This is a genomic window from Streptomyces sp. NPDC047880 (assembly GCF_040706515.1).
Taxonomy (GTDB): Bacteria; Actinomycetota; Actinomycetes; order Streptomycetales; family Streptomycetaceae; genus Streptomyces.
The window spans coordinates 56,232-76,347 of record NZ_JBEZOK010000034.1; the positions used below are offsets into that span (position 1 = coordinate 56,232).

Sequence of the window (20,116 nt, forward strand, 5' to 3'; positions counted from 1 at the left end):
GCCCGTGGCGGACCCACCCGTCCATGTCCGGCCGCTCATGCCGTCGTCACACCCCTTCGCCCGCTCGTCGTGCCCCGGGTGTCCGGGGAGGGCCGTGAACCGAGGTCCGCTGCCGGGGGGCCGGCGGGGTCCGCCCCGTCCCCGAACACCGCCCGGTACTCCGCCAGCCGCCACAGCTCCTCGTGCCGGCCCACCGCCCGCACCCGCCCGTCGTCCAGCCACGCCACGGCATCGGCGCACGCGGCCGTCGCAGCCCGGTGGGCGACCAGGAGCCGGGTGGTTCCCGGGCCGTCGCCGAAGAGCGCGTCGGTGATGTGGCGTTCGGTCACCGTGTCGAGGCTGGAGAGGGCGTCGTCGAGGATCAGCAGGCGCCCACCGTGCGCGAACGCCCGGGCCAACCCCAGCCGTTGGGACTCGCCACCCGAGCGTGGGGCGTCCGCGACGGGCGTGCCGTATCCGTCGGGCAGACGGCGCACGAAGTCGTCCGCGCGGGCCGTGCGGGCCGCCTCCCGGATCAGGCCGGGGGAGGGGGCGGCCACGCCGAGGCCGATGGCCTGCTCGACCGTCCCGCCGAGGAGTGCGGGGCGGGCGAAGGCGTAACCGACGGCGCCCCGCAGGTCGTCGTGGCGCAGCTCACGCAGCGGCACACCGTCGAGCAGCACCTCGCCCGCGTCCGGGTCGGTCAGCCGTCCGGCTAGCGCGGCCAGCAGCGACTTGCCCGCACCGGACCGGCCGACCACCGCCAGCGTGGTGCCGCCCGGCACGTCGAGGTCCACCCCGTCGAGCACGGTGCGTCCGCCGCGCCGGGCCGTCACCCCGCGCAGCTCCAGCCGCCCGGGCCCGGCGGGCAGCCTGCGGTCGCCGTACGCGGTGGCGGGCTCGGTCCCGACCTCGCCCAGGCGCCGGGCCGCGGCCCGGGCCCGGGCCAGGCCCGCGAGGCGGCCGACCAGCACGCCGACACCGGTCGCCAGCACCGCGTACCGGGAGGCCGCCAGCACCTCGCCCACCGAGAGCCGCTCCCGGGTGAGCAGGACCCCGGCCACGGCGACCACCGCGAGCTGCAGCAGCGGCGCCACGGCGACCGCCCGGCCCGCGGCCCGGCCCTGCACCCGCCACATGCGGTGCCCGGCCCGGGACAGCTCGGGCAGCGGCCGCAGCACCCGGGCCGTCTCCCGGTCCTCCGTGCCCGCCGCCCGCACGGTGCGCACCCCTTCGACGGCCTCCGCCAGCGCGGCCGCGATCCGGCCCTGGGCCTGCTGGTAGCGCGACGCGCTCTCGGAGGTGTCCCGGGAGACGGCGCGCAGGAGGAGGGCCAGCGCGGGGGCTCCGGCGAGGAACACGGCCGCGAGCCACCAGTCGATCACCGCCAGTGCGACCATCCCGCCGACCGGGCCGGCGAGCGCGGCCAGCATCGCCGCACGGGCCGCCGGAGTGGTGCCCGCCTCGGCGGCGTTGCCCACCAGGCGGGCCACGAGGTCACCGGAGCCGAAGCGGTCGGCCGCCCGCGGGCCGACGCCCAGGACGTGCCCGGTCAGCCGGCGGCGCAGCCAGGCCGTGGTGCGGGCGTCGACGGTGCCGGTGAGGACGGTCTGGGCCGCGTCGAGCAGACCCAGCAACAGGACGAGGCCGGCGCAGCAGAGCACCCACCGGGTCGCCGGGGCGTGCGCCAGCACAAGATCGAGGGCCCGGCCGAGCACGGCCGGGAGCAGCAGTCCGGCACCCGTGGCGACGATGCTCACCAGGCACAGCGCCACACAGCGGGACCCGCTGTACCGGGTGGCCGTGCGCAGCAGCGTGCGCGCGTGTCCGGCCGCCGGGTCGTCGTCGCCGCGCGAGGTCATACGGGCCTTTCCTGGGGCGGGAAGGACCCCGGGCGGCCCCTCCCCGACGGGAGGGAGCCGCCCGGAGCGAGCAGACCGCGGGTCAGAGACAGAGCAGAACGCTCGCGGCGCTGATGCAGGAGAGCAGGCTCACGGTGCTGTTGCCGCCGCCGTCCGTGCGCTCTTCGGTCTCGATGGTCTGCAGGTCGAGAAGTGCCATGGTGATTCCTTCCGTTGGGTGTCCGTCCGTGGTCATCCGTGGGGACGGGGTGGTGTCACGACTCCGCGGGATCGCGGAACCGCGTCTGAGGGCCGCCGGTGGGCGGCGGGAGGAACGGCAGGTGGGCGCCGGTCGCCGGGTCGAGGGCCGCGCCGAGCGCCAGCAGGCACCCTGCCGTTCCGGTGGCGAGGTCCATGGAGAGCCGCATCATCTGGTGGCCGGGGAAAGCAAGTTGGCCCTCATAGGCCATCGCGAACCAGCCGAGCCCGGCGATCTGCGCGGCCAGCCGGTCCTCGGTCGCGCCCGGCGTGGTCGTACGGCTGAGGTGCAGGATCATTCCCGCGCGGCCCTGGAAGAGTCCGGGCTGCGCGTAGAAGCGGGAGGTGGCCGCGGTGAGCACACCGGAACGGGCCGCTGCGAACTCCCCGGCACGGCCGGGGGAGTGGGTCACCAGGTCGTCGAGGACCATGCCCAGGCCCGCGCTGCCGTCGCCGAGGTAGGGCAGGGTCCGCCAGCCCTCGTCGACCTCCAGCGACCCGTTCTCGCGGGTCACGCAGGACGCCAGGTCCCGGTGCAGGGCCACGGCCGCCGCCTCCAGCCAGGCCTCCTCGCCGGTCCACTCGTACTGCCGCAGCATCAGCAGGGCGGCACCGCTCGCGCCGCGCAGCAGACCGGCGCGCGGCCGGGACGCGGCCGGGACCGGCTCGGCGAGGCGCTGGACGAGGATCCGCGCGGCCTCGTGGGCCCGCTCGCCCAGCTCCGTCTCGCCGGTCGTGCGGGCCAGATGCCCGAGGACCAGGCCCAGCCCGGCCAGACCGCCGTGCAGGTCGGACGAGAGGTTCTGCCACCGCTCGGCGACGATGCCCTCCACCAGGTCCAGCGCCCGCTGCCGGTGCCCGAGCCGGTCGAGGACCAGGGCGACGCCCGCGAGCCCGTCGTACAGACCGAGCGGGGTGCCGACCGGTGCCGGAGCCGTCCGGTCCAGCAGCCAGCGCTCACCCTCCTCGTACCGCTCGGCGCCGGCCGCGTCCAGCGCGAACAGCACCCCCGCGGCGCCGTGCGCCAGCCCGAGCCCGCCGCCGTCGGAGAACTGGGCGACGTCGCCGGGAAAGAGCCGGTCGTCGCGCTCCGGCGTGGCCGAGGCGAGGATGGCCTTGACCATCGAGTCGCGGCTGTAGGGCCAGTCGCCCGGGTCCACCGGCGCGGAGGGGGCGGCCACCGTACGGCCGGACACCTCGCGGGTGATCTCGGTGACCGCCTCGTCGAGGAACTCCCGCGGCACGTCCGGGAATTCCTGCGAGATCACCTCCGCCAGATGCGCCGCCTTGCCGCGGTCGACCACGAACAGCGTGGTGACGGGCAGGAACAGGGCCAGCCGCAGACAGGCCAGCGCATACCGGTCCACGTCGGCTCCGCGGCGGTCCGGCGGGGCGAAGAACCCGGGGTGGGCGACGACCTGACGGCCGTTCTCCCCGGCCGGGGCCGCGGCCTCGAAGTCGAGCAGGAACACGGTCTCCTCGTCCGGGGCGACCATGATGTTGAAGACGTGCAGGTCGTTGAAGACGATGCCCCGGGCGTGCACCGCCGCCACCGCCTCCTCCACCCTGCGGTGGATGCGCAGCGCCCAGGCCGTGTAGGCGGCCACCGCCTGCGCGTCGGGGTCTTGAGTGAGCAGCGGATGCCGCTCCGAGAAAAAGGAGTTGAGCGGACGGCCCTCCAGGAAATCCATCACCAGGAAGCGGTGGCCGCCGAGCTCGAACCAGTCCCGCACCTCCGGAACCACACCGGTGCCCGCGACCTGCTCCAGCGCCTGCTTCTCCCGCTCCAGCCGGGCGATCGCGTCGGCGCCGTCCGAGGCGAGCCCCGCGTGCGGCCTGCCCTCCTTGAGGACGACCTTGCGTCCGTCACGCGTGTCGGTGCCCGCGTAGACCCCGCCGCCGTTGGAGAAGTGCAGCGCCTTCTCGATGCGGTACGGCAGTTCGCCCGTCGTCGTGTTGTTCCGCGCGTCGAGATGCGGCTGGAGGAACGCCGGCAGCGTCACCCACTCGGGCACCTGGAAGGACGGCGACCGCCGGTCCGGCACCAGCCGGCCCTCGCCGTCGCGCACCGCCGGCACCAGCGAGCCCCGCTCGTCCACCACGAACGCGCGGGCGAAGGCGCCGTAGCGCACGTACAGCGGGCCCTCGCCCCAGCGCAGGTCCGTGAGGATGTACGGCCCCTCGAAACCCTTCAGCAGCGCGCCCAGTTCACGCAGCACCCGGTGCAACTGCTCCTCGTCGGCCGGATAGACCGTGACGAACTTTCCGCTGCCGTCGCGCGGGGCGTACTTGGTGTTGCGCAGGTGGAGCAGGTGCGGACCCGGCACGAACTTGAAGGGGACCCGCTGCTCGACGCAGTAGTCCCACACGATCCGGGCGATCTCCTCCGCGTTCGCCCGGGTCGCCGAGACGTGGATCTTCCACCCCTGGGCCGGGCCCCGCAGCGGTTCGCCGTCCGGGCCGAGCGGTGTCATCGTCCGCCAGTCGCCGATCCGGGCCGACTCCCAGCCCCCGGGCAGCGGCCGGCGGGCCGCCTCGTAGAGGTGGGAGGCCGTGTCCTGCCCGCCCCGCGTGAGCCGGTCCGGCGTCTCGTAGAAATGCCGGTCGGCCAGCGCGTACACCTCGTACCGCTTGTCCATGCGTCCCCCTCCCTGACGAGCACCGAGCTTTCCAGTCACGCACCGGGCACGCACAGTCACGCCTGTCACGAGAACACCGTGCGGAACGCATGCGTCAAGACATGTTCGGTTTCATTCGAGCGACCACGTCGGCGCCGGTCCACGGAACGCCCACAGGGGCTGCGCAGGTGTCTCATTAGCGCTGTAATGGCCAACGTGGTCAGTCAGGGCGCCCAGGAGCGCGGAACGCGGACACTGCGTGCCGAAGGTGCCCTGAAGGCGATCGCGGTCGATCAGGAGGCGCCCGGACGGCTGCGCCGTGTCCTCGAACAGGCCCTGGTCTTCGCCGGCGCGTCGCTCGCCGCCGTCTACGCGCCCGGCGAGGACGGCGAACTGCTGTGCCTGATGGAGTCGGCCGGGGTCCCGAGGACGCTGTACGGACTGCGCGACAGCTACCCGCGCGCCGGGCGGTCCCCGGTCGCAGAGGCCCACCGCGGCGGCCGGACGGTGTCGCTGGGCCCGGCGGAACTCGCCGAGCACGCCCAGGCCCGGCGCGTTCCGTCCCCCCACTTCTCCCTGACCGCCCTCCCCGTGCGGGCCGGGGGCGGCTGCCTGCTGGCCGTGAGCGAGCGCCCGGGAGGATTCGGCGCCGACGACCTCGGGTGCCTGAAGCTCATCGCCGACGCGGTCGCCTTCACCGCCCCGGCCGCGCCCGCCGAGGCCGGGGAGCTGCCGCCGGGCGCCTTCAGCCTCGCCATGGACACCGGCCGCGTCCGGGTCGGCGACGACCTGCTGGACCTGTTCGGCCTGGACCCGGTGGAGTTCGACGGCCGGGTCGAGACGCTGCTCAGTCTGACCGTCCCCGAGGACCTGCCCTCACTGATGTCCGTGGTGGAGGCCGACCACATGTCCATCGGCGACCGCGAGCTGGAGTTCCGGGTGCTCCAGCCCGCCGGCCCGCCGAAGTGGCTCCGGCTGCGCGGGCGCCTGCTGCCCGGCGGCGAGGGCCGTCCGGCACGGCTCGTGGGCACGGTGGTCGACGTCTCCACGCTGCGCTCCGACGTCACCGACGTCGCCCGGGTCCAGCGCCTGGCCGCCGCGCTGGCCACCGCCGTGACCGTCCGCGACGTCGGCAAGGCCGTGGTCGCCGCGCTGCGCCGGCCGCTCAGGGCCGACCGGATCGCGCTCGCCGAGCTGGAGAGCGAACGGCTCGTCGTCACCGTCCTCGACCCGCCCGAACCCGACGCCTGGCCGGAGCTGTGGCGGTCGGAGTGGCGCACCGAGTGGCCCGACGCGCCTGTGCGCGCCATGCCCACCCTCGCCGCGGCGCTGCGCGAGGGCCGGGCCCGCATCTGGCCCGCCGGCAGCCCCCTCGAACGTGCCCTGGCCGAGGTCGGCCCCGGCGGCCTCGCCGTGCTGCCGCTGCCCGCCGGGAACCGCATGGCCGGAGCCTGTCTGATCGGCTGGGACACCCCGCACGACTTCGGCGCCGACGAACGCGCCCTGCTCACCGCCTGCGCCGGACTCGCCGGGCAGGCCCTGGTACGGGCCCGTGCCTTCGACGCCGAGCACGAACTCGTCGGCATGCTCCAGCGCCAGCTGCTGCCGCGCAGCCTGCCCCGGCTGCCGGGCGCGGTGGCCGTCGCCCGCTACCTGCCCAGCACGGCCGGACTCGAACTCGGCGGCGACTGGTACGACGTCATCCCGCTGCCCGATCACCACGTCGCCCTCGTCATCGGCGACGTCCAGGGCCACAGCGCCGGTGCCGCGACCCTCATGGGCCAGATGCGCACCGCCCTGCGCGCCTACGCCGTCGAGGGGCACCCGCCGGACGTGGTCGTCGCGCACGCCAACCGGCTGCTGACGGGCATGGACAGCGACCTCTTCGCGACCTGCTGCTACGTCGACGTCGACCTGGAGGAGGGCGCCGCGTGGTGCGTGCGGGCCGGGCACCTGCCGCCGGTGCTGCGCTACCCGGACGGCCGGACCGAGATCGCGGAGGCCGAGGGCGGCCCGCCCCTCGGGGTGGTCACCCGGGCCGACTTCCCCATGAGCCCGCTGCGGCTCCCGCCCGGCACCGTGGTCGCCCTGGCCACGGACGGGCTCGTCGAGACACCCGACTCCGACATCGACGAGGGCATGGACCACCTCGCCCAGCGGCTGGCGGACGCCACCCCCGCCGACCTGGGGCTGGTCGCCGACGCCCTCCTGGGCGACGCCCCGCGCAGCGACGACGTCGCCCTGCTCCTGCTGCGCTACGACGGCATGGACCTGCGCCCGCTGCGGGAGAGCTGGACGGTCTGGCGGGTGCCGCAGGCCGTCGGGCACGCCCGCCGCTTCGCCCGGCGCACCCTGCGTTCCTGGGGCGTCACCGCCGACTACGACGCCGTCCTCCTCGTCATCTCCGAACTCGTCACCAACGCCCTGGTCCACACCGACGGCAAGGTCCGCATGGATCTCACCCTCGTCAACGACCGGCTGCGCATCGCGATCGCCGACGCCTCCCCGCGCTCACCGGTCAGACCGACCAGCATCGGCTGGGAGGCCACCGGCGGCCGCGGCATCCTCCTCGTCGAGGCCCTCGCCGCGACCTGGGGCACCCTGCCGGTCAGCGGCGGCAAACAGGTGTGGGCGGAACTGCCGCTCGGGCACCGGCCGACGACGTGACCGGCTGCGCGCGGTGGCGTGGCCGTCGCCGTGCGAAGGGGTGTGCGTGCCCGGGCCCGGCGGCTCGGCCGCAGGGACGCGACCGGCCGGGCCTCTCGGCTGCGACACGAATGGCGGCCCCTCGGCCGCAGGGACATGACCGGCCGGCAGGGGGGGCATGCCCGTGTCCACCGGCTGGTCGAGCCGCCGCGGGGCCGGACCGCCCCGGCGGTGTCTGCTCAGCTCAGCCGCTTCAGCAGCTCCTCCGCCAGCGGGGCCGACGAGGCGGGGTTCTGGCCCGTGACCAGGTTGCGGTCGGTGACCACGTGCGGGGCCCAGGGCTCACCGGCCCGCACGGTCACCCCGGCCTCGGTGAGGCGGTCCTGGAGCAGCCACTTCGCCCGGTCGGCGAGACCGCCCTGGATCTCCTCGGCGTTGGTGAACGCCGCGACCTCGTACCCGGCGAAGGCGTTCCGGCCGTCGCTCCCGACGGCGGCCAGCAGTGCCGCCGGCCCGTGGCAGACGACGCCGAGCGGCCTGCCCGACTCCAGGGCCCGGGCGAGCAGCCGCCCGGAGTCGGCGTTCACCGCGAGGTCCTCCATCGGACCGTGGCCGCCGGGGTAGAAGACGGCCGCGTAGTCCTCCAGCCGGACGTCCTCGAGCCGGACGGGATGCCGCAGCTCGGTGAAGGACTCCAGTGCCTTCGCGATCCGGTCGGCGTTCTCCTGTCCCCCGTTCACCTCGGGAGCCAGGGACGCCCGGTCGACGGTGGGCTCGACACCGCCGGGCGTGGCCACGACGACCTCGTGACCGGCGGCCCGGAACGCCTCCCAGGGGGCGACGGCCTCCTCGGCCCAGAAGCCGGTCGGGTGCCCGGTGCCGTCGGCCAGGGTCCAGGTGTCGGCGCCGGTGACGACGAAGAGGATCTTCGACATGGTGGTGCATCTCCATCAGACGGGCCGCGGTCCAGCAGCGCGGCGATGACTCGGACGATGACGACCGTAGGCGCCCGGATCACATGTTTTCCAATGGCATGACCGATGGCTGCCATAGGTTTTTCCATGGCGGACCCCGGTAGGGTCGGATCCGTGAGGCCCCTCGACCCCGTCGGCGCGGCCGGGACCCCCGCGCAGCCCGACCTCAACCTGCTGCGCACCTTCCTGGCCGTGTACCGCTCCGGCTCCTTCACGGCCGCCGCGCACCTGCTGGGTCTGTCCCAGCCGACCGTCACCACGCAGATCCGCTCCCTGGAGCGGCAGACCCGCCGGGAGCTGTTCGAACGACTGCCGCGCGGCGTCGCCCCGACGGCCGTGGCCCACGACCTCGCGGCACGTGTGGCCGCCCCTCTCGACGCGCTCGCCGCCGCCACCGGCCACGGCCCCAGGGAGCAGGCGCACGCGGAGCCGGTCCACCTGGCCGGCCCTGCGGAACTGCTGTCCACCCGGGCCCTGCCCGCCCTCGCCCCGCTCGTCACGGAGGGCGTCCGGCTGCGCGTCACGACGGGGCTGACCGATCCCCTGCTCGACGAGCTGCGCGCGGGCCGCCACGATCTGGTGATCGCCACCACCCGGCCCCGCGGCCGCACCCTGTCCGCGGTGCCGCTGACGGACGAGGAGTTCGTCCTGGTCGCCGCCCCCGCCTGGGCCGACCGCGTACTGGGACGCACAGCCGCCGGCGGACCGGCCGCGGCGCTCGACGTACCGGCCGCCCTGCACGACGTGCCGCTGATCACGTACGCCGAGGACCTCCCCATCGTGCGGCGCTACTGGCGACACGTCTTCGGCCGGCGTCTCAACTGCCGTGCCGCGGTCTCGGTGCCGGACCTGAGGGGCGTCCTCGCACTGGTCACGGCGGGCGCCGGCTTCAGCGTGCTGCCGCGCTACCTGTGCGCCGGGGAACTGGCGTCCGGTGCCCTGGTCCTCCTCGACGCCCCCGAGGACGCGCCGATCAACACCGGCTTCCTCGTCCAGCGGCCCGGCGCCTCCGGCAGCCCACACGTCACCCTCGTCCGTGACCGACTGCTGGAGGCCGGCCGCACCTGGTGACGCCGCGGGCCAGCCGGGTACCCGCCCTGGCGTAGGACGGAGAGACCGCCACGAGCCGAAGGAAGAGGAACATCATGGCTCAGCACGTCCGCGACATCATGACCGGCGACCCGGTCACCGTCGAGCCGCAGACCTCCGTCGCCGAGGTGGCGCGCATCATGCGCGACGAGGACCTCGGGGCCGTACTGGTGACGGACGGCGACCACCTGCGCGGCCTGGTCACCGACCGTGACCTCGTGGTGCGCTCGGTGAGCCGTGGCGGCGACCCGGAGCGGATCAGCGTGGCCGGTGCGTGCAGCGACGAACTGGTCACCGTCGGCCCCGACGAGGACCTGGGGCAGGCGGTTCAGCTGATGCGCGAGCACTCCGTGCGCCGCATCCCGGTCGTCGACCACGGGCACCCCGTCGGCATCATCTCCCTGGGGGACATGGCCATAGAGCGCGACCCCGAGTCCGCGCTCGGCGACATCAGCGCCGCGCGCCCCAACGCGTGACCGGCGCCCCGCTGGACGGCCCCGCGCACCACACGGCGTGCGGGGCCGTCGCGCGTGTCGCGAACGCCGGGTCCGCGCAGGGGAGTTCGACGCGGCGGCACAGGCGCTCCGCGCCGGGTTTGTTCGGTTTTCCGCCGGGAACTCGAACGGCAGTGGCAAGAAGAAGGAAGATGATGAGTCGTGGAGTCCATGGACACCAGTGCGAAGCCCGTCGTCCGTCAGCACGAGACCGGCTGGTCGAAGGCACGCCGACTGCGCGGCAAGGCCGCCCTGCGCACCTGCCTCCCGGCCGTGGAGGACCGCGGCGCCCCCGTGACGTCACGCTCCGGTTCGGAGTGGAACATCGTCCGGGGCGAGGACTGATCCCTCCCCGCGGCCCCGCGCGGTGACGATCCGAGCAACTCCGCGCATCGACAAGTAAAAGAAGTGATGTTCACATCCGCCGGTTCACGACTAAGGTGAACCGAATGAAGGCTCTCGTGCTGTCCGGCGGCGCAGGAACAAGACTGAGGCCGATCACACACACGTCGGCCAAGCAACTGGTGCCCGTGGCCAACAAGGCAGTGCTGTTCTACGGGTTGGAGTCGATCGCCGAGGCCGGCATCACCGACGTGGGCATGATCGTCGGAGAGACGGCCGACGAGATCGAGGAAGCGGTCGGGGACGGGTCGAGGTTCGGCCTCAAGGTGACCTATATCCCCCAGGAGCGGCCCCTCGGGCTGGCCCACGCGGTGCTGATCGCCCGGGACTACCTCGGTGACGACGACTTCGTGATGTACCTCGGCGACAACTTCATCGTCGGCGGCATCACCGGCCTCGTCGACGAGTTCCGCCGCAACCGGCCCGACGCGCAGATCCTGCTCACCCGCGTCGCCGACCCCCGCGCCTTCGGGGTCGCCGAACTCGGCCCGTCGGGCCAGGTGATCGGCCTGGAGGAGAAGCCCGAGCAGCCCAAGAGCGATCTCGCGCTGGTCGGCGTCTACATGTTCACGCCCCTCATCCACGAGGCCGTGCGCGCCATCGAACCGTCCTGGCGCGGCGAACTGGAGATCACCCACGCCATCCAGCACCTGATAGACACCCGCGCCGACGTGCGCTCCACGGTCATCAAGGGTTACTGGAAGGACACCGGCAACGTCGGCGACATGCTCGAGGTGAACCGCACGGTCCTCGAAGCCATGGAGCGCCGCATCGACGGCGAGGTGGACGACGCGTCCGAGACCATCGGACGCGTCGTGCTCGAAGAGGGCGCGCGGATCGTCAACTCCCGTGTCGTCGGACCCGTCGTCATCGGCTCGGGCACCGTCGTCAGCAACTCCTACGTCGGCCCCTTCACCTCCGTCGCCGAGAACTGCCGGATCACCGACAGCGAGCTGGAGTTCTCCATCGTGCTGCGGGACTCCTCGATCCAGGGCGTCGGCCGCATCGAGGCCTCGCTGATCGGCCGGCACGTCGAGGTGACCCCCGCCCCCAGCGTCCCCAGCGCCCACCGTCTCGTCCTCGGAGATCACAGCAAGGTGCAGATCACTTCATGAACCTCCTCGTCACCGGCGCCGCCGGGTTCATCGGCTCCCGCTACGTCCGGGCACTGCTCGCCTCGGACGCGCCCGACGCGCCGCGCATCACCGTGCTGGACAAGCTCACCTACGCCGGCACCCTCGACAACCTCGAACTCACGCACCCGCGCCTGGAGTTCGTACAGGGCGACATCTGCGACGCCGAACTGGTCGACAAACTGATGGCCGACGCGGACCAGGTCGTGCACTTCGCCGCCGAGTCCCATGTCGACCGCTCCATCAGCGGCGCCGCCGACTTCGTCCGCACCAACGTCCTCGGCACCCAGACCCTGCTGGACGCCGCCCTGCGCCACGACGCCGGCCCCTTCGTGCACGTCTCCACCGACGAGGTCTACGGCTCCATCGAGTCCGGCTCCTGGCCCGAGGACCACCCGCTCCAGCCGAACTCGCCCTACTCGGCCTCCAAGGCCTCCTCCGACCTCCTCGCCCTGGCCTACCACCGCACCCACGGTCTGGACGTGCGTGTCACCCGCTGCTCCAACAACTACGGTCCGCACCAGTTCCCCGAGAAGGTCATCCCGCTCTTCGTCACCAACCTCCTCGACGGCCACAAGGTGCCGCTGTACGGCGAGGGCCGCAACATCCGCGACTGGCTGCACGTCGACGACCACTGCCAGGGCGTCGACCTCGCCCGCACCAAGGGCCGTCCCGGCGAGGTCTACAACATCGGAGGCGGCACCGAGCTCACCAACAAGGAACTCACCGGCCTGCTCCTGGAAGCCTGCGGCGCCGGCTGGGACCGGGTGGAGTACGTCGAGGACCGCAAGGGCCACGACCTGCGCTACTCCGTCGACTGGTCCAAGGCCCGCGACGAACTCGGCTACCGCCCCCGCCACGACTTCACCACCGGCCTCGCCGAGACCGTCGCCTGGTACCGCTACAACCGGGCTTGGTGGGAGCCTCTGAAGCGGCGCGTAGCCCAGGAGCGGGCATGAGGTGGCTGATCGCCGGGGCGGGCGGGATGCTCGGCCGTGACGTCGTCGAGGAACTCACGCGGCGCGGCGAGACGGTCGTGGGCCTCGGCCGCGCCGCCCTCGACATCACGGACCCCGGGGCAGTCGACGCCGCCGTACGGGAGCACCGCCCCGGCCTCGTCGTGAACTGCGCCGCCTACACGGCCGTCGACGACGCCGAGACCGACGAGGGCCGCGCCCTGGAGATCAACGGCGACGGCCCCCGCCTGCTGGCCCGGGCCTGCGCCGCGCACGACGCCCGCCTGATTCACGTCTCCACCGACTACGTCTTCTCCGGCGAGGCCCGCACCACCCCCTACCCGGAGGATCACCCGACCGGCCCGCGCACCGCCTACGGCCGTACCAAGCTGGCCGGGGAGCGGGCCGTGCTGGAGGAGCTCCCCGGTGCGAGCGCGATCGTGCGCACGGCGTGGCTGTACGGCGTCCACGGCCCCAACTTCGTCCGCACCATGATCGGACTGGAGGCGCGGCGGGACACCCTCGACGTCGTCGACGACCAGCGCGGGCAGCCCACTTGGAGCGCGGACGTCGCCGAGCGGATCGCCGATCTCGGACCCCGTCTCGGCCCCGGCGCGCACGGCGTCTTCCACGCGACCAGCTCCGGCGAGGCCTCCTGGTACGACCTCGCCCGCGAGGTGTTCTCCCTCATCGGCGCGGACCCCGACCGGGTGCGCCCCACCAGCAGCGCGGCCTTCCCCCGGCCGGCGCCCCGCCCGGCGTACAGCGCCCTCGCGCACCGGCGGTGGCAGGAGATCGGCCTGCCGCTGCCACGCGACTGGCGCTCCGCCCTGCACGAAGCACTGCCCCGCATCCGCAAGGAAGGTCTTCCTCGTGAAACGCCATGAGTTCCTCCGGGAACTGCACAAGGTCAGCGCCAATCGCAACTACCTGGAGATCGGCGTCAACGACGGGCGCAGCCTGACGCTGTCCCGCGTGCCCAGCATCGCGATCGACCCGGCCTTCAAGGTGGTCTCGGAGCTGAGGTGCGACGTCCACCTGGTGAAGGCGACCAGCGACGACTTCTTCGCGCGTGACAATCCGCTCCAGCACCTCAAGGGCGGCCGTCACCCGCTGCGCAACCTGCGCCGCGGCCGCAGCCCGATCGGCTACTGGCGCCGCACGACGCTGGACCTGTCGTTCATCGACGGCATGCACCTGTTCGAGTTCGCGCTGCGCGACTTCATGAACGTCGAGAAGTACTCGGACTGGGGCAGCGTGATCGTCCTCGACGACATGCTGCCGCGCAGCGTGGACGAGGCCGCCCGGGACCGGCACACCAACGCCTGGACCGGCGACGTCTTCAAGATCACCGAGGTGCTGGCGCGTTACCGTCCCGACCTGGTCACGGTGCAGGTGGACACCGCCCCCACCGGCCAGCTGGTCGTCTTCGGTGCCGACCCGGACAACCGGGTCCTGCACGACAAGTACGACGAGATCATGGCCGAGTACAAGATCCCCGACCCGCAGAAGGTTCCGGAGGCGATCCTGGAGCGGGCCGGCGCGGTCCGCCCGGAGGCCCTCCTGGAAGCGGGCTTCTGGCGGCCTCTCACGCAGGCCCGCAACCGTGGCCTGCCCCGCTCCGTCGGCTGGGAGCCCCTGCGCAAGGCCCTGCAGCAGGTCGGCGTCAGCCGCTGAGACGACGGCGCCGGCCACCGCCCGGGGGCGGCCGGCGCCGACGCTCTTCCCGGCCCCGGGCGCAACACAGGCCCGGCCCCGGGCGGCAACACAGGCCCGGGACGCGCACGACGCAGGCCCGGACGCTGCTCGCGTCCGGGCCTGCGGTATGTCCCTCGTTCCTCGGCTGGGGGAGCTACGCCCCCTGCCCGCCCCGCAGTTCCCCGTAGTACGCCAGGCAGGCCTCGTACGAGGGCAGGAGCCCCCGGCGCTCCGCCTCGGCCAGGGTCGGGGCCTGCTGGTCCTTGGGGGACAGGAGCGGGGTGATGCCCTCGGGCCATTCGATGCCCAGGGCCGGGTCGAGCGGGTGGATGCCGTGTTCGCGGCCCGGGGCGTAGCCCTCCGAGCACAGATAGACCACCGTCGCGTCGTCCGTGAGGGCCATGAAGGCGTGACCGAGGCCCTCGGCGAGGAACACGGCGTGACGCGTGTCGTCGTCGAGCCGTACGGCCTCCCACTTCCCGTAGGTGGGGGAGCCGACGCGGATGTCGATCACCACGTCCAGAACGGCGCCGCGTACGCACGTGACGTACTTGGCCTGGCTGGGCGGCACGTCGGCGAAGTGCACACCGCGCAGCACGCCCCGCCGCGAGACCGAGCAGTTGGCCTGGGCCAGGGACAGGTCGTACCCCGTCGCCTCACGGAACTCGGCACCGCGGTACCACTCGTGGAAGCTGCCCCGGTCGTCCGGAAAGATCTTGGGTTCCAGGACCCAGGCGCCCTCTATTCCCAGGGGTCGCACGTCGTCACCGCCCTCCGGTCTTGATACGGGAATTCACCTTGCGGCGCGCGGCGCCGAGCACGCGTCGCGCACGCCGGGCCAGCCGCAGCGCGACACCGGGCCCGGGAACCGGTGTCACCAGCACGCTTCCGCCCCCGGCCCGCAGCGCGAACGGCAGGCCGGCGAAGCGGGCTCCCTCGGCGCCCGGGTTCAGACACACGGCAACCCGCCAGACGTCGCCGGAGAGGTCCTCGCCGCGCAGATCCGCCGCCAGCACCGAGCCCGCCCGGTCCGCGTCGGGGGAGAGGGCGCCGGAGGTCTCCAGGATCCGGCTGGAGGAGACGAACCGCAGCCGCGCCCGGGTGCCGGCCGGGACGTGCACCGGGAGCAGGACACGGAAGCGCCCGTCGGAGACGGAGACGTCCCCGAGCTGCACACGGCCCAGTCCGAGCCGCTTGCCGCGCGCGCCGAGTTCCAGGGAGAGGTTGCCGTGCGGTTCGGTCCAGTACGGCAGTACCGCACGGTCGCCGACGACTCCCGCACGGGGCGTGGGCCGCTCCTCGCGCGGCGCCGGGCCGAGGCGGCACTCCTTGGTCCAGCCGCCCGACTTCACCCGGACGAGGGCGTCCCAGACGCCGTCGCGGGGCAGATCCGCCGGGTCGACCGTGGCGGTCGCCCGCAGCACCAGCCGGACCTCCTCGCCGTCCCCGGCCGGCACCGTCTCGCGGGTGAACTCCACCGGCTGGAAGTACTGCGCGGCGCTGGAGCGCTCCCGCAGCAGCAGATCCGCCGTGGCCTGCCCGAACCGCGCGGCGGTCTCCGAGGCCACCCAGCGCACCGCCTCGGTGACGTCCTTCGGCACGTCGGTCAGCGGCGCCGCCTCGGCGTCGGCGGGGAACAGCATCGGCTCGCCGCCGGACAGGTACTCGGCCGTGAAGCCGATGCGGAGCGAGCCGTCGCGCCACTCGATGCCCCCGGGGGCCGCCGTGGGCGCGACACCCGCCTCCCACTCCGCGAAGGCCACCACGTCGTCGTACCGGTCGGCCGCCGTCAGCGCCGCGATGACCTGCTGCGTCGGCTGAAGACCGGCGGTGACGCCGGGCCCGAAGCGCTCGACGACGACCTCGTGGATCTCCCCGAACAGTTCCCTGCGGTAGTCGTCCGGCAGGCTCAGCAGGCGCCGCGCCCGCAGCCGCTCCACCATCTCCACGCGCAGCCACCGCCGGAACAGCCGGTCGCGCACCGGACCGGGCTCCGTGTACTGCTCGACGACGTCGAGGGCCTCGCGCAGGTTCTCGAAGTAGCCGACGGGGTCGAAGCGTTCGAAGCCCGCGTTGGAGCCGTCGTCCCGCCGGATGTGGTAGTAGCAGACGTAGTCGCTGAGCACCGAGACGTTCTCCGCGCGCAGATACGCCTCGGCGATGAAGACGTGGTCCTCCAGGCGCCGTCTGCCCTCGGGAAAGCGCAGGCCGATACGGTCCAGGAAGGCCCGGCGGACCATCTTGTGCGGGGTGAGACTGTCGATGAGCGGGGCGTTCTCGACGGTGGCACGCGGGTGGTTGCGGCGGAACAGCTCCACCGGCACCCCGCGGTTCTTGCCGGCCATCTTGCCCACGACGACATCGGCGCCGTTGGCCGTGCCGTAGTCGTACATCCGCTCCAGGGCCTCGTCGCCCAGGTAGTCGTCGTTGTCGACGAACATCACGAACTCGCCCCGGGAGGCCTCGATGCCGACGTTGCGGGGCTTGCCCGACCAGCCGGAGTTCTCCTGGTGGATGACCTTCATCCGGGGGTCCTCGGCGGCGAGCGCGTCGAGCCGGGCCGGGGTCTCGTCGGTCGAGCCGTCGTCGACGAAGATCACCTCGAACTCGTCGGGAGGCAGCGACTGCCGCTGCAGCGAGGAGATGCAGTCCTCGATGTAGATCCCCGGGTTGTACACGGGGACGATGACGCTGACCTTGACCGGCATCGGGTTTCCGGGCCCCTTCGGGTCGCTTGCCGTAGACGTCCTGTTGTACTGCGTGGTGCCCGATGCTAACCCGCTCGGCGAGGTCGCCTCACCTTTCGAGACCTCGCCGTGATCACTTCCACGGAGAGGGCAACTGAGCTGCGGCGTCTGTCTGTTCGCGGTCAAACGGGTTCCGGGCCGGAGCGTCCCGCACCCTCTAGGGTGATGATGTGCGACTGCTCCTGATGTCCGACACCCATCTGCCCAGGCGTGCGAGGGAACTGCCCGCCCCCCTGCTCGCCGAACTCCCGCGCGCCGACGTGGTGTTCCACGCCGGGGACTGGGTCGACACGGACACCCTTGATCTGCTGGAGGCGCGCTGCCGCAAGCTCGTCGCGGTGTACGGGAACAACGACGGGCCGGATCTGCGGGCCCGGCTGCCGGAGGTGGCCTTCGCGGAGCTGGGCGGGCTGCGCTTCGGCGTGGTGCACGAGACGGGCGCCAAACAGGGCCGGGAGCAGCGGTGCGCCGCCCGATTTCCCGACCTTGACGTGCTTGTCTTCGGCCACAGCCACATCCCCTGGGACACCACGGCCGCCACCGGCCTGCGCCTGCTGAACCCGGGCTCCCCGACGGACCGGCGCCGCCAGCCCCACTGCACCTACATGACCGCCATGGTCGCCGACGGGCGGCTCACGGATGTGGAACTGCACCGGCTGCCGCCCCGCGCACCGCGCTGAACCGCCCGCCGTGCCCGTGACGTGATCGCCGCATGGGGCAGGACGAGCGGTACCTCCTGGACAACCGGCAGGCCGAGGCCGGCACACGCTTCGACGCGCTGGCTGCCCTCTTCGACGCCTCCACGTTCCGGCACTTCGAGACGGCCGGCATCGCCGAGGGCTGGCGGTGCTGGGAGGTCGGGGCGGGCGGCCCGAGCGTCGCGGCGTGGCTGCGCGAGCGCGTCGGACCGCGGGGCCGCGTGATCGCCACCGACATCGACGTCTCCTGGACCGGGACGGCCGCCACCGAGGGCGTCGAGGTGCTCCGGCACGACGTCGGCCGCGACGCTCCTCCGCCCGGCCCCTTCGACCTGGTGCACGCCCGTCTCGTCCTGGTCCACGTCCCCGAGCGCGACGCCGCGCTGCGCGCCATGGTCCAGGCGCTGCGGCCCGGCGGCCTGCTGCTGGTCGAGGACGCCGACCCCGCGCTCCAGCCGCTGATCTGTCCCGACGAGCACGGCCCGGAACAGCAGCGCGCCAACCGGCTCCGCAACGGCTTCAGGGAACTGCTGCGGCAGAGCGGCGCCGACCTCTCCTACGGGCGCCGACTGCCGCGGCTGCTGCGCGAGGCGGGCCTCGTGGACGTCGAGGCCGACGCCTACTTCCCGGTCACCTCGCCCGCCTGCGACGTCCTGGAGGCGGCCACCGTCCGGCAGGTGCGGGACCGGCTCGTCGCGGCGGGCCTCGCCACGGACGAGGAGGTCGACGGGCACCTCGCCGCGGTGGAGGCGGGCCGCCTGGACCTCGCCACCTCACCGATGATCTCGGCGTGGGGCCGCAGACCGTCAGGGGACGACTTGCGGCGAGCCGTCTAGGTCCCGACCTGCCTCTCCGTGAACCCGGTGCTGTCGAAGCCGGGCTCCAGTTCCACACCGGTGGCGTTCAGGAAGAAGGCCACCATCTGGTACTGCCCCACCAGCATGAGGATCTCGATCAGTTCGGCGTCGCCGAAGTGCCCGGCCAGTGCCTCCCAGGTCGCGTCGGGCAGTGTGGCGTCGCCGTGCAACTCCTCCGCCGCGCGGATCAGCTGCCGCTGGAGGTCCGGCCAGCCCGGGTGCCTCCGGTCCTTCGCCGATGCGGTCGATGTCCGCGTCAGGGAGGCCCGCGGCCCTGGCCAGGGGAAGGTGCCGCCCCCATTCGTACCGGGCGCGGGTGTTCCACGCGGTGCGCAGGATCAGTAACTCGCGCAGGTCTCCCGGCAGCCGGCCCCTGCCGAGCAACTGCCCGCCGAAGGGCAGGAACCGCTCGTACAGATCGGGGTGGCGCACCAGCGTGGTGAAGATGTTCGGGACCTCGCCCCCCGGGTCGCGGGGAGCGAGCGCCAGCAGTTCCCGGGTCCGCGGGTCCCGCCGCTCCCCGGGGAGCGGCGCGACCCGCGGACGGTTGGTTCGGGCGGCTTCGTCGCGCTGTGACATGGCGGCCTCCGCTTTCCGAGGGACTCACCCCAGGAGACCGGCTGAACGCCCGGCAGGGAAGGCCCGGGAGCGGTCAGCCCGTCGGGTCGAGGACGATCTTGCGGACGCCGTCGGAGCGGCCCGCGAACAGTTCGTACGCCGCCGGCCCTTCGGAGAGGGCGAAGCGGTGGGAGACCACGGCCTCGGGCGTGATCCGTCCGGCACGGGTGAGGGCGATCAGGGGAGGGAGTTCGTAGTGCACCGAGCACAGCCCGATGGCGAACTCCAGTTCCTTGACCTGCGCCAGGTACATGTGGAACGGGAAGGCCTTGTTCTGGCTGACTCCGATCACACTGACCCGGCCCGCCTGCCGTACGGCCTTGCAGGCGAGCTGGATGGTGGCGTCGGAACCGACGGCCTCCACCACGGCGTCCGGCCCGCGGCCGGCGGTCATGTCCCGGATGGCCGACCGCACGTCGTCACCCTCGACCGGCTCGACGCCCAGGCCGGCGGCGAAGGCGCGGCGTTCCGCGACCAGGTCCACACCCAGCACCCGTGCCGCGCCCATCGCGAAGGCGGACTGAGCCGCCATCAGGCCCACCGGGCCGAGGCCGACGACCAGGACGGTCTCGCCCGGCTGGATGCGGGCACGGCGGCAGCCGTACCAGGCGGTGGGGGCGTTGTCCGTCAGGACGACGGCGGCCTCGTCGGAGATGTCCTCGGGCACGTGCACCAGGTTGACATCGGCCTGGGGTACCGCCAGGGCCTGGGCCTGGCTGCCCGGGAGCTTCGGACCGACTCCGTAGCAGAGCTCCGTGCTCGACGTGGCGCGCTCGCACCGGGCGGTGAACCCGGCCGCGCACTGCCGGCACTGGGCACAGCCGACGGAGGCGGGCACCAGGACCCGGTCGCCGGGCTTGAACCGGGTGACCCGGCTGCCGGTGTCGACGACCACGCCGACGCACTCGTGTCCCGGTGTGTAGCCCAGTTCCGGGCTGAACCCGTTGTCTTCGTAGATGTGCAGGTCGCTGCCGCAGATGCCGGCCGCGGTCACCCGGACCACCGCGTCGGCGGGGCCGGTGACGGCCGGGTCGGGGACGTCCCCGAAGCGGATGTCGTGACGGCCGTGGTAGGTCAGTGCCTTCATCGGATCTCCCCTTCCCCGGGC

Annotated in this window: 18 protein-coding genes and 1 pseudogene; 10 read left to right on the forward strand and 9 right to left on the reverse strand. The window is 73.3% G+C overall.

From position 1 onward, the window contains the following. Window positions 1-35: 35 nt before the first annotated feature. The 3 genes from AB0937_RS35045 to lanKC form a co-directional block, all read right to left on the reverse strand. Window positions 36-1,841, reverse strand: a complete 1,806-nt coding sequence (locus AB0937_RS35045; RefSeq protein WP_366717696.1) for an ABC transporter ATP-binding protein — start codon at window positions 1,839-1,841, stop codon at window positions 36-38. Between the two features lie 82 nt (window positions 1,842-1,923). After that, a complete protein-coding gene (locus tag AB0937_RS35050) occupies window positions 1,924-2,040 on the reverse strand; it encodes a SapB/AmfS family lanthipeptide (protein ID WP_031113019.1) in 117 nt (38 codons plus the stop codon). A 55-nt stretch (window positions 2,041-2,095) separates the two neighbouring features. Beyond that, entirely contained in the window at window positions 2,096-4,717 is a 2,622-nt protein-coding gene (lanKC, locus tag AB0937_RS35055) for a class III lanthionine synthetase LanKC (RefSeq protein WP_366717699.1), read from the reverse strand. A 186-nt stretch (window positions 4,718-4,903) separates the two neighbouring features. On the opposite strand from lanKC, the gene AB0937_RS35060 reads away from it, so the two are divergent. Continuing rightward, entirely contained in the window at window positions 4,904-7,363 is a 2,460-nt protein-coding gene (locus tag AB0937_RS35060) for a SpoIIE family protein phosphatase (protein ID WP_366717701.1), read from the forward strand. A gap of 218 nt (window positions 7,364-7,581) precedes the next feature. Here AB0937_RS35060 and AB0937_RS35065 read toward each other — a convergent pair whose 3' ends face one another. Continuing rightward, on the reverse strand, window positions 7,582-8,277 hold the full coding sequence (locus AB0937_RS35065; protein WP_366717703.1) for a type 1 glutamine amidotransferase domain-containing protein: 696 nt from the start codon (window positions 8,275-8,277) through the stop codon (window positions 7,582-7,584). Window positions 8,278-8,430: 153 nt separating this feature from the next. On the opposite strand from AB0937_RS35065, the gene AB0937_RS35070 reads away from it, so the two are divergent. The 7 genes from AB0937_RS35070 (at window position 8,431) to AB0937_RS35100 (ending at window position 14,067) form a co-directional block, all read left to right on the forward strand. Then, window positions 8,431-9,387, forward strand: a complete 957-nt coding sequence (locus tag AB0937_RS35070; protein WP_366717705.1) for a LysR family transcriptional regulator — start codon at window positions 8,431-8,433, stop codon at window positions 9,385-9,387. Window positions 9,388-9,461: 74 nt separating this feature from the next. Continuing rightward, window positions 9,462-9,881 (forward strand): CBS domain-containing protein, encoded by a 420-nt coding sequence (locus AB0937_RS35075; protein WP_366717707.1) that lies wholly within the window; start codon window positions 9,462-9,464, stop codon window positions 9,879-9,881. Window positions 9,882-10,070: 189 nt separating this feature from the next. Then, window positions 10,071-10,244: a hypothetical protein gene (locus AB0937_RS35080; protein WP_366717709.1), complete on the forward strand. Its 174-nt coding sequence runs from the start codon at window positions 10,071-10,073 to the stop codon at window positions 10,242-10,244. Between the two features lie 104 nt (window positions 10,245-10,348). Continuing rightward, the gene (locus AB0937_RS35085) at window positions 10,349-11,416 is read left to right on the forward strand and encodes a glucose-1-phosphate thymidylyltransferase (protein WP_366717711.1); all 1,068 of its coding nucleotides are present in this window, start codon (window positions 10,349-10,351) and stop codon (window positions 11,414-11,416) included. Next, the gene (rfbB, locus tag AB0937_RS35090; protein ID WP_366717713.1) at window positions 11,413-12,393 is read left to right on the forward strand and encodes a dTDP-glucose 4,6-dehydratase; all 981 of its coding nucleotides are present in this window, start codon (window positions 11,413-11,415) and stop codon (window positions 12,391-12,393) included. Before AB0937_RS35085 ends, rfbB begins: the two co-directional genes overlap by 4 nt. Next, window positions 12,390-13,277 (forward strand): dTDP-4-dehydrorhamnose reductase, encoded by an 888-nt coding sequence (gene rfbD, locus AB0937_RS35095; protein WP_366717715.1) that lies wholly within the window; start codon window positions 12,390-12,392, stop codon window positions 13,275-13,277. Before rfbB ends, rfbD begins: the two co-directional genes overlap by 4 nt. Next, a complete protein-coding gene (locus AB0937_RS35100) occupies window positions 13,264-14,067 on the forward strand; it encodes a class I SAM-dependent methyltransferase (protein WP_366717717.1) in 804 nt (267 codons plus the stop codon). The genes rfbD and AB0937_RS35100 overlap by 14 nt, the downstream gene beginning before the upstream one ends. A gap of 175 nt (window positions 14,068-14,242) precedes the next feature. On the opposite strand, the gene rfbC is transcribed toward AB0937_RS35100, so the two are convergent. Both rfbC and AB0937_RS35110 read right to left on the reverse strand, forming a co-directional pair. Beyond that, window positions 14,243-14,848 carry a dTDP-4-dehydrorhamnose 3,5-epimerase gene (gene rfbC / locus AB0937_RS35105; protein ID WP_366717719.1) on the reverse strand — a complete coding sequence of 202 codons (606 nt, stop codon included), beginning with the start codon at window positions 14,846-14,848 and terminating at the stop codon, window positions 14,243-14,245. A 4-nt stretch (window positions 14,849-14,852) separates the two neighbouring features. Next, window positions 14,853-16,796, reverse strand: a complete 1,944-nt coding sequence (locus AB0937_RS35110) for a glycosyltransferase family A protein (RefSeq protein WP_366717721.1) — start codon at window positions 16,794-16,796, stop codon at window positions 14,853-14,855. Between the two features lie 209 nt (window positions 16,797-17,005). On the opposite strand from AB0937_RS35110, the gene AB0937_RS35115 reads away from it, so the two are divergent. Together AB0937_RS35115 and AB0937_RS35120 are read left to right on the forward strand one after the other, a co-directional pair. Then, window positions 17,006-17,515: a metallophosphoesterase gene (locus AB0937_RS35115; protein WP_366717723.1), complete on the forward strand. Its 510-nt coding sequence runs from the start codon at window positions 17,006-17,008 to the stop codon at window positions 17,513-17,515. A gap of 32 nt (window positions 17,516-17,547) precedes the next feature. Next, window positions 17,548-18,369, forward strand: coding sequence for a methyltransferase domain-containing protein (locus AB0937_RS35120; protein ID WP_366717725.1), 822 nt, complete (start codon window positions 17,548-17,550; stop codon window positions 18,367-18,369). Here the strand turns inward: AB0937_RS35120 and AB0937_RS35125 are convergent. The 3 genes and pseudogenes from AB0937_RS35125 to AB0937_RS35135 form a co-directional block, all read right to left on the reverse strand. Next, the gene (locus AB0937_RS35125) at window positions 18,366-18,560 is read right to left on the reverse strand and encodes a hypothetical protein (RefSeq protein ID WP_366717751.1); all 195 of its coding nucleotides are present in this window, start codon (window positions 18,558-18,560) and stop codon (window positions 18,366-18,368) included. The two genes, AB0937_RS35120 and AB0937_RS35125, sit on opposite strands and share 4 nt — an antisense overlap. A 130-nt stretch (window positions 18,561-18,690) precedes the next feature. Further along, a pseudogene (locus tag AB0937_RS35130) lies at window positions 18,691-18,969 on the reverse strand (carboxymuconolactone decarboxylase family protein); the annotation flags it as partial. A 73-nt stretch (window positions 18,970-19,042) separates the two neighbouring features. After that, entirely contained in the window at window positions 19,043-20,095 is a 1,053-nt protein-coding gene (locus AB0937_RS35135; protein WP_366717727.1) for an alcohol dehydrogenase catalytic domain-containing protein, read from the reverse strand. Window positions 20,096-20,116 lie beyond the last annotated feature (21 nt).